The 13,323-nt window shown below is 37.5% G+C and carries 14 protein-coding genes; all 14 read right to left on the bottom strand.

Annotated features, from left to right (window positions below; all coding sequences use genetic code 11):
• Positions 1-3: 3 nt before the first annotated feature.
• A complete protein-coding gene (locus H9D55_RS06915) occupies positions 4-906 on the bottom strand; it encodes a dihydroorotate dehydrogenase (protein WP_186078227.1) in 903 nt (300 codons plus the stop codon).
• An 11-nt stretch (positions 907-917) separates the two neighbouring features.
• Positions 918-1,682 (bottom strand): dihydroorotate dehydrogenase electron transfer subunit, encoded by a 765-nt coding sequence (locus H9D55_RS06920; protein WP_186078027.1) that lies wholly within the window; start codon positions 1,680-1,682, stop codon positions 918-920.
• Between the two features lie 13 nt (positions 1,683-1,695).
• Positions 1,696-2,964 (bottom strand): dihydroorotase, encoded by a 1,269-nt coding sequence (locus H9D55_RS06925; RefSeq protein WP_186078029.1) that lies wholly within the window; start codon positions 2,962-2,964, stop codon positions 1,696-1,698.
• Complete coding sequence (locus tag H9D55_RS06930) at positions 2,921-3,838, bottom strand: aspartate carbamoyltransferase catalytic subunit (protein ID WP_186078030.1); 918 nt, start codon at positions 3,836-3,838, stop codon at positions 2,921-2,923. The genes H9D55_RS06925 and H9D55_RS06930 overlap by 44 nt, the downstream gene beginning before the upstream one ends.
• Positions 3,838-5,145, bottom strand: coding sequence for a solute carrier family 23 protein (locus H9D55_RS06935; protein ID WP_186078032.1), 1,308 nt, complete (start codon positions 5,143-5,145; stop codon positions 3,838-3,840). Before H9D55_RS06935 ends, H9D55_RS06930 begins: the two co-directional genes overlap by 1 nt.
• Positions 5,146-5,164: 19 nt before the next feature.
• On the bottom strand, positions 5,165-5,683 hold the full coding sequence (gene pyrR / locus H9D55_RS06940; protein WP_186078034.1) for a bifunctional pyr operon transcriptional regulator/uracil phosphoribosyltransferase PyrR: 519 nt from the start codon (positions 5,681-5,683) through the stop codon (positions 5,165-5,167).
• A gap of 218 nt (positions 5,684-5,901) precedes the next feature.
• Complete coding sequence (locus H9D55_RS06945) at positions 5,902-6,795, bottom strand: RluA family pseudouridine synthase (RefSeq protein WP_186078036.1); 894 nt, start codon at positions 6,793-6,795, stop codon at positions 5,902-5,904.
• Complete coding sequence (lspA, locus tag H9D55_RS06950) at positions 6,785-7,267, bottom strand: signal peptidase II (RefSeq protein ID WP_245202338.1); 483 nt, start codon at positions 7,265-7,267, stop codon at positions 6,785-6,787. The genes H9D55_RS06945 and lspA overlap by 11 nt, the downstream gene beginning before the upstream one ends.
• Before the next feature lie 9 nt (positions 7,268-7,276).
• Positions 7,277-10,015, bottom strand: coding sequence for an isoleucine--tRNA ligase (gene ileS, locus H9D55_RS06955; protein ID WP_186078038.1), 2,739 nt, complete (start codon positions 10,013-10,015; stop codon positions 7,277-7,279).
• 262 nt (positions 10,016-10,277) lie between these two features.
• Positions 10,278-11,060 (bottom strand): YlmH family RNA-binding protein, encoded by a 783-nt coding sequence (locus H9D55_RS06960; protein WP_186078040.1) that lies wholly within the window; start codon positions 11,058-11,060, stop codon positions 10,278-10,280.
• A 36-nt stretch (positions 11,061-11,096) separates the two neighbouring features.
• On the bottom strand, positions 11,097-11,405 hold the full coding sequence (locus tag H9D55_RS06965; RefSeq protein ID WP_186078042.1) for a YggT family protein: 309 nt from the start codon (positions 11,403-11,405) through the stop codon (positions 11,097-11,099).
• A 10-nt stretch (positions 11,406-11,415) separates the two neighbouring features.
• Entirely contained in the window at positions 11,416-11,901 is a 486-nt protein-coding gene (locus H9D55_RS06970; RefSeq protein WP_186078044.1) for a cell division protein SepF, read from the bottom strand.
• Positions 11,902-11,911: 10 nt separating this feature from the next.
• Entirely contained in the window at positions 11,912-12,541 is a 630-nt protein-coding gene (locus H9D55_RS06975; protein ID WP_186078046.1) for a YggS family pyridoxal phosphate-dependent enzyme, read from the bottom strand.
• On the bottom strand, positions 12,538-13,302 hold the full coding sequence (locus tag H9D55_RS06980) for a polyphenol oxidase family protein (RefSeq protein ID WP_186078048.1): 765 nt from the start codon (positions 13,300-13,302) through the stop codon (positions 12,538-12,540). Before H9D55_RS06980 ends, H9D55_RS06975 begins: the two co-directional genes overlap by 4 nt.
• Positions 13,303-13,323: the final 21 nt, after the last annotated feature.

The raw sequence follows: 13,323 nt of genomic DNA on the forward strand, positions 1-13,323 counted from the left end.
AAGCTAATTTTTAAACACGCGACCTTTCAAGTCGCTTAAGTGTGCAATATTATTTTTAATGAGGTATTCGTCTAACTCTTTTATGAGCTTTGGACAAATCATCGGATCAGTGAAGTTCATCGTTCCAATAGCGACTGCATCGGCACCAACAGAGATAAAATCAATAATATCTTCGACGGTGGCGATACCGCCCATCGCGATAATTGGAATTTTAGGTAATGCTTTTCTGACCTGATATACCATATTAATAGCGACTGGTTTAATAGCAGGACCACTGAGCCCACCAGTTAAGTTAGCTAAAATTGGCTTACCAAAATTATCGAGTCTCATACCTACAAGTGTGTTAATCATCGTGATTCCATCGGCATATTCTGCAACCGCTTCAGCCATTTCAACAATTGAAGTCACGTTTGGTGATAACTTAACGTATACAGGCACTTCAGAAACTTCTTTAACACGTCTCGTCAGTTCTTTAGCAACCTCAGCATCTGTACCAAACTGAATGCCACCTTCTTTAACATTAGGACAACTTATATTTAACTCTAACGCCTTCACAACAGGAGACTTTGAAAGCTGTCTAGCAACTTCCACATAATCCTCAATCGTATTTCCTGCCACGTTCGCAATAATCGGAGTCTCAAACTGCCCTAAAAATTTAAGTTCATGATTTAAAATATGTTCTAGTCCAGGGTTTTGTAGACCAATTGCATTTAACATTCCACTCGCTGTTTCTGCAACGCGTGGTGTACTGTTCCCCATTCTTTCTTCAAGTGTTGTTGCTTTGATCATAATCGCTCCTAGTGCGTTTAAGTCATAAAACTCCGAGAATTCTTGACCAAAACTGAAACAACCAGAGGCAGGCATGACTGGATTTTTTAATTCTAGCCCAGGTAGAGATATATTCATGTTACTTTTTCTCACAGCAAAATTTCTCCTTTTTCAAATACTGGACCATCTGTGCACAGCTTCACTTGTGAACCATCAGACTTCTGACACACACATGCGTAGCATGCTCCAAATCCACATCCCATTCGTTCTTCTAAAGAGATATATCCTGGCATCGGCAACGTGCTATCGAGCACGCTTAACATAACTTTGGGACCACATGCATAAAATTTATCATATTCATTCATGTCTAATGCTTCCAATACATGCGTAACAAATCCTTTATGGCCGTACGATCCATCTTCAGTTACGACATATGTTTTGCCGTATGTATTAAATTCTTTCTCATAAAAAACATCCTTTTTGGACCTAAACCCAATCACATGAGTCGTCTTTACACCTGCAGCGTTAAACTGCTTAACTAACTCTAATAATGGTGGCACTCCAATTCCTCCACCGACAATCAAAACGTGTTCGAGAGCTTCAACAGTATATCCGTTCCCTAGTGGTACGAGACAATCGATATAATCTCCTGCTTTAAGCTTCGCCATTACCTTGGTTCCGGCGCCTTCAGCACGGTAGACAATTGTGAAGAAACGATGGTCTTTGTCAATCTCAGAAATAGAAATTGGACGACGTAGCACGTGCTCTGTCGTATCACCGACTCTTACATGTACAAATTGTCCTGGTGATTTTAACTCCTTTTTTATGAAGTTATCATCCGAATCTTTGATACTCATTTTATAAATATTATCCGCAATCATTTCTTGCGACAACACTTCTAATATATAATTCACTGAATGCACCTACTTATTTTTGATACACACACGTACCGTCTACAATAGTCATAAAGATATCTGAGTCTAAAGTTTCTCCAATGAATGGTGAGTTTGATGCTTTAGATACAAAACCGTTTTTAGTAATTGTCACTTTATCATCTAAATCAATTACTGTAATATCTGCTTTTTTGCCTACTTCTAATGTACCTGCATCGATATTAAACACTTCACATGGTTTGTTTGTCATCCATTCAATCACTTGCTCAAGCGTGAACACACCTGTCTTAACAAGTTTCGTGTAAACGAGTTGGAATGCATGTTCTATTCCTACAATTCCAAATGGGGCTTTTGCAACACCTTGTGCTTTTTCATCTTCATGGTGTGGTGCATGGTCTGTGGCGATAAAATCAATCGTACCATCAAGTAGTCCTTCAATGAGGGCTTCTCTATCGTCTCTACCACGAAGTGGTGGATTCATTTTAAAGTTTGGATTGAGCTCAGTAAAGTCTGTTTCATCTAATACCAGATGGTGTGGTGTTACTTCAGCAGTTACTTTGATTCCAGCGCGTTTTGCGTCCCTGATTATACGTACAGATTCTTTTGTAGACACGTGACAAACGTGGTAATGACAATTCGCCGCTTCAGCGAGTAACACGTCACGTGCGATCTGAGTAAATTCAGCTAGACTTGGAATTCCTTGTATACCTAGACGTTCACTGACATTTCCTTCATGGACGGCACCACCATGAGCAAGCGAGTTATCTTCTGTATGTGCAACGATTGCCATATCCAGTGCTGCAGCTCGCTTCATTGCATCGAACATTGTTTTTGCTGTTTGTACACCGACACCGTCATCTGTGAATGCAAATGCCCCGTGTTCTTTCAACCCTTCAAAGTCTACAAGTTTATCTCCTTTTAACCCTTCTGTAATAGAAACATAAGGCAGAACTTTAATTACTGCTGTATCGTCTATTATTTTATTGACTCGATCTAATTTCTCAACATTATCTGTGATTGGATTCGTGTTTGGCATTGGGCACACGAGAGTGAAGCCTCCGCGTGCAGCTGCTTTTGAACCAGACTCAATCGTTTCTTTGTGTTCAAATCCAGGTTCTCTAAAATGTACGTGTACATCTACAAGTCCGGGTGTCACAAGCTTACCGTTTAAGTCAATAACTTCACCATCATAATCAATGTCACTTTCAATCTTCTCGATTATGTTGTCATTAATTAAAATATCTGTTTCAATAAAAGTATTATCTCGCCATAACTTTGCTTTTTTCAAGAGCACGGTCTTCATCTCCTTGGATTAGTTGTTCAAGAATACTCATTCTTACAAATACCCCATTTGCCATCTGTTCGAAAATTACGCTCTTATCTCCTTCAACACAAGCGTCTGTAATTTCTACGCCTCGGTTCATTGGTGCTGGGTGCATAAGGATTGCATCGTCTTTCATTCGTGCTACTCTTGCTTCATTAATACCATACTTTTCGTTATACTCTTCGTTCGTCATTGACATTCTTCTGTCATGACGTTCATTTTGTACACGTAGCATCATAACTACGTCACATACTTCGATAGCATCATCAAGTTCCATGTATGGTACGTCTAGCGTTTTATCTTGGTATTCAGGTGGACCTGAGAAGTATACTTTAGCACCCATCTTTTCTAGTGCTGTTGCATTTGATTTTGCTACACGTGAATGAATAATGTCTCCTACAATCACAACTTTAAGGTCGTGAATTCTTCCATGGTGTTCATACATTGTCATCATGTCTAGTAGTGACTGAGAAGGGTGTGATCCACTTCCATCACCACCGTTGATGATTGGGATTTTTATGTTTTTTAATTGCTCATAATATTTTACGTCAGGGTGTCTGATAACTAACGCATCAGCACCAATCGCTTCTAATGTTTTACAAGTATCGTAGAGAGATTCTCCCTTTTGTACTGCAGATTGAGAAACTTCAAATGGAATTGCGTGAATACCTAATTTGTACTCCGCCATTTCGAAACTTGATTTCGTTCTAGTAGACGTTTCAAAGAATAAATTTACAATCGTTTTATCTGATGAAAACTTGTTGTAATTACCTTTTTTAATTTCTTGTGCTCTTGAAATAATCTCGTAAATTTCTCTTGGGCTAACGTCTTCCATTGATAATAAGTTTTTCATTATTCATTCTCCCCTTCAGGTAAGATTAGATTTAGTATAATTCCGATGAATGCTGCGAGTGCCATTCCTTCTAAGTTAAATGGAATTTGTCCGATGACGAAGTCTAAATGTGCCTTACCTATTCCGATAACTAGGATAACTGATGCGATTACTAAGTTACGTTTGTTATCAAAATCTACTTTTGCGTCAATCAGCGTTCTAAGCCCACTAGATGCGATGATACCGAACAGTAGAATCGATACTCCACCCATTACTGGACTCGGGATACTTGTGATTACAGCTGTAAACTTACCAATAAAGCCAAGTATTACCGCGATTACAGCTGCTCCGCCGATTACCCAGACGCTAAATATTCTCGTAATTGCAAGTACTCCGATGTTTTCACCATATGTTGTTGTTGGTGGTCCTCCAATAATGCTTGAGAACATTGTAGCTACACCATCACCTATTAAAGATCTGTGTAACCCTGGGTCTTTAAAGAAGTTTCTACCTACAATTTTATTTATAACCACTTGGTGGCCGATATGCTCACTTATTGTTACAAAGACAATCGGTAGCATAACTAGGAAGAGGCCTAGATTTATTTTTGGTGTGTAATCGCTGAAAGGTATATGTACTTGTGGTAATTGTAACCATGATGTTTCTTTGATTACTGTGAAGTCTACAATCCCAAAGAGTACCGCTGTGACATAACCCCCTACAATACCTATTAATATTGGGATAAGTCCCCAGACACCTCTAAAGAATATTGAACCAAGTACTGTAATTCCGAGTGTGATGAGTGCAACCATGATGTACGTAATGTTATATCCCGTCAAATCGTTTGGATTTTCGTACATTGCCATGTTGACTGCAACTGGAGCCAGTCCTAACCCGATGACCATGATCACTGGACCAACCACGATTGGTGGCAAGAGTTTCATGAGCCACTCAACACCTACGAAGCGAATAACCACTCCGATTATTACGTATACAACTCCACTAAAGAAGAGGGCTGTTAATACTTCTCCAAGACTATTACTTTTCAGTGCTATCGTAATCGGAAATATAAACGCAAAGCTCGATCCCAGGTATGCTGGTATCTTTCCTTTTGTAATCATGATGTAGAGTAGCGTTCCTATACCACTTGCAATCAGTGTTGCTGAAACAGGTAAACCTGTTAAATATGGAACCAGGACCGTTGCTCCGAACATCGCAAATAAATGCTGGATGCTGAGTAGTAACGCATCCTTTGGGCGCGGTTTCTCATGCACATCTAGTTTAGGTTCAACCGTTCTTACATAAATCTCTTCCTGATCAAATGCCATTTAAGCCGCCTCTTCTTTCCTAAGAAATAAATACTCTTGTTTCTCCATCGACTTCTTCAATGTTGACACTAACGTTTTCGTCTCGTCTTGTTGGAATGTTCTTACCGACATAATCTGGACGAATCGGAAGTTCTCTATGTCCTCTATCAACAAGAACTGCGAGTGAGATTGTATTTGGTCTTGCATATTGCAGTACTGCATCGATTGATGCTCTGATCGTACGACCTGTTTGGAGTACGTCATCTACCAAGACGACATGTTTTTCGTTTAGGTCTGTATCGATTTCTACACCTCTAGCATTTATATCTCTCTTTGCATCATCTCTGAAATGTGTGATATCAATTGTCCCTTGCGGAACTTTCACACCTTCTATGCCAAAGATTTTCTCTTGCATGCGCTCCGCTAAGAACTCACCGCGTCTTTTGATTCCGAGTATCACTACATCGTCGCTTCCTTTGTATCTCTCTAAAATTTCATGAGACATACGTGTTAACGCACGATTAACTCCTACCTCGTCTAAAATTGTTCGTTTTTCCAACTTAATTCCTCCCTGATCATAAAAAAATACTCATGCCTAAAAGACATGAGTATAGTCGTTTGGAGCTATAGATGTATGAGCGCACTCATCTCCTATAACTCTATATATTCATGTCTTATTGGCCTCTCTGGACACAATTTAAAGACACATTCGTATTCAGTTATGTTCCTAGATTATATTACGCATGTGTAAGTTAAATGTCAACTAATAATTGACATTTAACGTAACTCATTTAGGACTTCTGTAAATTCAACCGGTAAATCTGACTTAAAAACTAAGTGTTCTTTAGTAGTTGGGTGTATAAAACCAACAGTTCCTGCATGTAGTAACTGACCATTTGTTTTGAAAGTCGTCTTTTGACCATACTTTGGATCTCCTACAATTGGATAACCAATATAGTTCATATGAACACGAATTTGATGAGTACGACCGGTCTCTAAAATACATTCAACGAGTGTATAATCATCGAAACGCTCAATTACGTTAAAATGCGTGATCGCATCTTTTCCATTATCCACTACAGCCATTTCTTGACGCTCTTTCGGATTACGTCCAATTGGTGCATCAATTGTACCCTTATTGTGTGGAATAATTCCATGAACAAGTGCAACATATTTTCTATCTACAGTTTTATTTTGCAGTTGCTCACTTAAGTCTCTGTGTGCCACGTCGTTTTTCGCAACCATTAAAAGACCACTCGTATCTTTATCGATTCTATGAACGATACCCGGACGAAGTTCCCCATTGATGCCCGAGAGTGTTTCGAGCTGATACATTAAACCATTCACGAAAGTTCCGCTGTTATGTCCAGCAGCTGGATGGACAACCATACCTTTTGGTTTGTAAACAACCGCAACATCATCGTCTTCATAAATAATATCTAAGTTTAAGTTCTCTGGTTTAATTTCAGAATCTATTAATTCTCGTTCTTCAGATTCAATGATGTCGTCTGCTCTTATCTTGTAGTTTGGCTTAACGATATTACCATTAACGGTAATTAAACCCTCTTTAATACGATTTTGAACATCTGTTCTTGATGTATCTTCAATGATTTGGACTAAATACTGATCCAGTCGTTTTCCAATTGCATCTTCAGTTAAATTAACTTTCATTTTTGTCCCCCTTATCAAAGAAGAAAATTTGAACCATCATTAATATTACACCTATCGTAAGCGATCCATCGGCGATATTAAATATTGGGAAATCATATCCAAAAATAATTGTATCAGCAAAATCTACAACTTCTTGGAAGAGTAGTCTGTCAATAAAATTCCCAATTGCACCAGCTAGTAATAATACGAGCGATATTTGTAATAAGAGACTTGATTTTGCTTCTCGTCTATAAAACATGATGAGCACTACTATAACGAATACTGTGATGATATAAAACAGCCACATTTTTCCTTGTAGCATGCCCCATGCAGCGCCTTCGTTTCTATGTGAAGTAAGATATAAAAATCCGTCTATTAAAGGAATAGACTCCCCGTATTCCATGAATTTGACTACGAGGAGCTTAGTTATTTGGTCTAGAAATATTATTGCTATTCCTAATATAGACATCGGAATGAGTCTATAATTTTTCATTTTTTCACCTTACAGACTATCTACTACGTCACGGCAACGATCACATACGTCATCTTTACCTGCTACTAAATTTTCGTCTGTGACATAGTTCCAGCAACGGTTACATTTTTCGCCGGCGGCATGTTCAACTTTAATCGTAGTATTACCATACTTAACACCGTCAGTTAATTCGTTAACAATATCAGCTTGTGAAACGATGAATAATTGATTTAGTTTTGTACCTACGCCAAGTTCAGTAATACCTTCAGGTAAAACAAGTGATACTTTCGCATCTAGTGATTTACCGATGATTTTCTCGCTTCTTGCTACTTCAAGCGCCTTATAAACATCATCACGAACGTCCATTGCATTTTCCCATTTATCAAGAAGGTCTAAATCGACTTCACCTTTTTCAGGCATGTATGTTAAATGAACACTTTCTTTTTCTGTATGTGGTGTGTGGTCATAGATGTCTTCAGCTGTGTGCACTAAAACAGGAGCAAGTAATTTTGTTAATTCTGTTAACACTTTGTAAAGTACAGTTTGTAAACTACGACGGATGTGTGAGTCTTGTTTTTCAATATACAGAATATCTTTTCCGTAGTCTAAGTAGAAGTTAGAAAGATCTACGTTAATGAAGTTCTGTAATGCCTGATAGATTGAAAGATAATCATATGCTTCATAACGATCTAAAGTTTCGTTTGCGAACTTAGTGAATTTGTTGAACATGTATTTATCAACATCCTCTAAGTTATCGTAAGAAACTGAGTCTTTATTTGGATCAAAGTCATTCACGTTTCCAAGTAAGAACCTAAATGTATTTCTAATTTTACGATAAACTTCAGATACTTGTTTAAGAATGTCATCTGAAACACGAACGTCTTCTTGGAAGTCCGAAGACATTACCCAAAGTCTTAGGATATCCGCACCCATTTGTTGCATTACTTTATTCGGGTCAATTACGTTACCGATAGATTTAGACATCTTTCTACCTTCTCCGTCCATAACGAAACCGTGTGAAAGTAATTCTTTATATGGTGAGATACCGCGCGATGCGACACTAGTAATCAATGAAGAGTTAAACCAACCACGATACTGGTCAGAACCTTCAAAATAAAGATCTGCAGGATATGTGAGGTAATCTCTATAATCTAATACACCACGGTGTGTTGAACCTGAATCAAACCATACATCCATAATATCCATTTCTTTAGTAAATTCTCCGTTTGGAGAACCTGGATGAGTATATCCTTCTGGAAGTAATTCTTTTGCTGTTTTGCTGAACCAGATGTTAGAACCATATTTTTCAAATAGATTAGCAACATGATCAATTACTTCTACATCTACGATTTCTTCTCCGTTTTCAGCGTAAAAGAATGGAAGAGGTACACCCCAAACACGTTGACGTGAGATTACCCAGTCTCCACGGTTTTTTATCATATTAGTCATACGATCACGGTTCCATTCAACTTGGAATTTCGTTCCGCCTAACTCATCGATAATATCTTGACGTACTTTATCGATTGATGCGAACCATTGTGGTGTAGCACGGAAAATAACTGGTGTCTTTGTTCTCCAGTCGTGTGGATATGAGTGATCATAGAAGTTAAGCTTGATTAATGCGCCTGCCTCTTTTAGATCTTCAGTGATGATTTTGTTTGCATCATCATAGAATAATCCTTCGTATTTGCCAGCTTCACTTGTGAATACACCTTTATCATCCACTGGCGAAAGAATTTCTAATCCATATTTACGGCCAACAATATAGTCGTCGTCCCCATGACCAGGTGCTGTGTGAACAAGTCCAGTACCTGCATCTGTTGTTACGTAATCACCCAAGATAACGAGTGATGTTTTATCGAATAATGGATTTTGTGCTTTAATATACTCAAGCGCAGAACCTTTAACTTCTTTAGTTCTAGTCACTTTGTCTTTGTCCCACTCAACAGCTTCCAAATAATTATCTAGCAAATCTTCAACGATTACATATTCGCTACCTTCATATTCAAATTGAACATAGTTTAAGTCAGGATGTACAGCTATGCCTTCATTGGCTGGAAGTGTCCAAGGAGTAGTAGTCCAGATAACAAGCTTTACTCCTTCGTCTAGCACATCTTTACCTTCAACCACTTTAAACGATACGAAGATTGATGGTGAACGTTTGTCTTTATATTCAAGTTCCGCTTCAGCAAGTGATGATTCAGATACTGGCGACCAATATACTGGTTTCTTTCCTCTATAGATAAGATCTTTTTTCACCATGTCGCGCAGAACTCTTAATTGTTGAGCTTCAAATTCAGGTTTGTAAGTGAGGTATGGGTCATCCCAAATCCCGTCTATACCCATTCGTTTAAAGCCATCGCGTTGGATATCAATTTGTGAGTCTGCGAATTCGATACATTTATCTCTGAACTCTGCAGTTGTCATACTGTTTCTGTCTACACCTTTGTTTGTCAGTGCTTGCTCGATAGGTAAACCGTGCGTATCCCAACCAGGTACGTAAGGAGTGTAGAAACCTCTCATTTGCTTATTTCTGTTTATGAAGTCTTTAATTATTTTGTTTAATGCGTGACCTACGTGTAATGCACCATTTGCGTATGGCGGACCATCGTGTAGAACGTATGGAGTATTCCCTTTGTTTAGTTCTAATTTTTTGTTGTAAAGATCCATCTCTTCCCAACGTTTTTGCATTTCAGGTTCTTTAGTTGTTAAGCCACCACGCATTTTAAATGCTGTTTTTGGCATTAACAAAGTATCTTTATAATCCATGAATGTGCTCCTCTCAAATATATAAATTAGTAAAAAAAGTGAGCGCTCGTCAAAACAGGGACGGAAAACCGCGGTACCACCCTATTTGACGTAAAAACGCCCACTTTCAATATATGTCTTCAATTTAATTTATGGATTAGTGATATCAATATGACGATTTTCTAGAGCTTTCACCATCCTCTAGTCGCTAAAAAAAGAGCGTCTACTGCGTGTCTAATACACATATTATGCGAAAATTTTGATGATTAGTCAACTACTATCATCATTCTACATAAACTTTTATTGCAATTCGATACTTTCCTTTTCTCGTTTCATGAACAAGTTCGTTTACAATAAATCGACCAAATCTACGAACGGAAATAATATCACCTATTTCTACATTGAGTGCAGGATTCGTTACTATAGAGTGATTTATCTTAACTTTCTCTTTTTCTACTCGTGTTTTAGATTTTGATCGACTTTCTTTTAGTACTTCACTAACGATTGTGTCAATTCTATATGATGAAGCTATTATTGTAATATTGCGTGTTTCAATATCTCCCGTGATCATCTCATCATTTGGAATTTCAATTAATTTAATAGGGGTATTTTTAATCCGAGTTAGCTCCATGTTGATATAATCTTTTAAATTCGAATCGACTGCAAACTGAATAGATTTTCCAAACACTATATCTCCGAGCTTTGCTCGGTCAAACCCAAGCGCCATTATGGCACCTAAAATATTTCTGTGTGTTAAATCCAAAAACTTCTCAGGATAATCGAGTCTATATACAGTGATTTGAAAATCATCTCGGGAGATAGGAATTAAACTTGGATGGACTACAGCTCTCATACGTTCTCTATCTTCATCTTGCCCGCCACCAAAGTATTCAACTTCAATATCACTAAAATGTCCGCTAATATTATCTACAATTACTCGTTCTCTTGGATCTAAAAAGTCGAGCAATACAGGATAATAATCTCGTTCTGCAATCTCGAATTTCGAATAAATTTCAATAATCTTCTCTTTTTCCTCAGATCTAAAATGTTGAAATATAGCTTCCATATATTCTCCTAAAAAAACATAGAGAACGATTAGTCTCTATGTTAATAATCCGTTTATGATTGTTACAAAAATTGAGCGCATTCCGTAGTTGAATAGCTGTAAGACTATAATGAATGCTATTGGTGAAAGGTCGAGCATACCACCAAGTGGAGGGATGATACGTCTAAACGGCTCCAATAAAGGCTCGTAAACGCGCCCCAAGATATCCCCAAATTTTGATTCCCTTAGTCCAGGAACCCAACTTGATAAGATGTATATAATGAAACCCCAAGAAAAGATTGGGTACACAATCACATATACATCAAAAATCATTTTAACAATTTTTGCAATTTGTATATTATCCATTTAAATCTCCTTACGCGTTTTCAGAATCAGAAATTTCCCCTTCAACACCTACTGAATTTGGTGTGCATAGAAAAATGTCTGTACCTACACGCTTAATGTCTCCATCTAATGCATATACTGTACCACTTAAAAAATCGATGATGCGTTTTTTCGCATCTCTGTCTAAGCGTGTTAAATTAACAAGCACTGTCTGTTCGTTTTTCAACTCGTCCGCAATGTCTTGAGTTTCAGAAAAGACATACGGTTCAAATAAACATACTTTGGAATTGATTCCACTCATTTTGTTTTTCCCACCAAGCAATTGGTTTTTCTCTTCACTCACTCTACGTTTTGACTGCTGCCTTACATCTTTTTGTGGACGTTCACGTCTCTTAGTTGTCTCTGTAAAATTTACAGAAGTCACTTTACCAGAATCATGAACTTTGTTAGTTTGAACTTCATTGATTTCTTCGGATTCAACGACGAACAAGTCTTTAATCATTTTTCTAATTGCCATATTCAGTCACCTATCTTCCCATCAATTTACTTCCTATGCGAATAAAAGTTGCACCTTCTTCTACGGCAATTTTATAGTCATTACTCATGCCCATACTTAGTTCAGTAATAGAAGGATACGTTTTTGATAGTTCATCACGTAACTCACGCAGTTCTACAAAACAATTACGAATTTCGTTTTCGTCATCAGTCTCAGGTGCCATTGTCATAAGACCAACAACTTTAACTTTAGAGTATTTCTGTAAAGACTCTACGAACCCTTTAACTTCAAATGGTTTTAGACCATGTTTTGTCTCTTCTCCTGAAACATTTACTTGTATAAAACATTTTACCTCATGTTGGGCATGTTGTTCAATACGTTTGGCTATTGATTCTCTTTCTAGGCTGTGAAGATAGTGTAAATCATCGATTACATCCTTTACCTTTCTAGATTGCAGCGTACCAATAAAATGCATTTTACCATCAGCTGGAATGACCTCACGCTTTTCGTTAAAACCCTCAACTCTATTTTCACCAAAGTTACGTACACCAGCATCATACGCACTCATCGCTTCATCATTTGTATGATATTTTGTAACAGCAATGACTGTTACCTCTTCCCCAATTTCATTTAAAATTTGATCATAATTTCTCTTAATCATGTAGATCTCCTTCCAATAAATCCGAGTGCACGGCCAGTGTTTCCTTTTTCTAATCGAAATGAGAAAAATTCTTCCATCTCTGTACCGTAATGTGTTACATGTATTTGTGATTCTTTTAATCCATATTCAAGTGCTTGCTTACGATTGATTTCTTTTAAATCAAGGAAGAATTTATCGCCATTAACTTCAATTGCACTTTCAGGAATATCCCATGTGCCATCGACAACATTGCTATCGACTTCGTAGCTTTTCTTATTGATTGTTACACCAATGATTATACGCAAGTCTTCAATGTCACCTTTATATTCTTTTAATAGTATCTTAATAATTTCTAATTTAGTGCCTTTCCAACCAGCATGTGCGATACCAATAAAATTATCAGTAATACTGTAAATAAAAACAGGCGCACAGTCCGCATAGTTCATGCCCAATAGAATGCCCTTCTCATGTGTGTACATTGCGTCTATGTCCATAAGTTCTTCACTTAGCGTTTTGACATTGGTCCCTTTATAGGCTGAGGTAATTTCTAAGACATTATTGCCATGACGTTGATTGGGTATAACCCAGTTTTTAGTTTCAAAATCTATTTCTCGTGCTAATATCTCTTGATTCTTATCCACGTTAGTTATGTCATCATCAACATAGAGTGCCATATTTAACGAGTTTTTGGGGTAGTTACTAAACCCATCTACACGTTTTGTATATCCGAGAACTAATTCCTCATTGTTTATACCAACATAGTGATTAAAATCTTGTAGCATAAAGTCCTCCCATATAAATAA

The sequence above is a fragment of the Phocicoccus pinnipedialis genome, assembly GCF_903994035.1.
Classification (GTDB): domain Bacteria; phylum Bacillota; class Bacilli; order Staphylococcales; family Salinicoccaceae; genus Phocicoccus; species Phocicoccus pinnipedialis.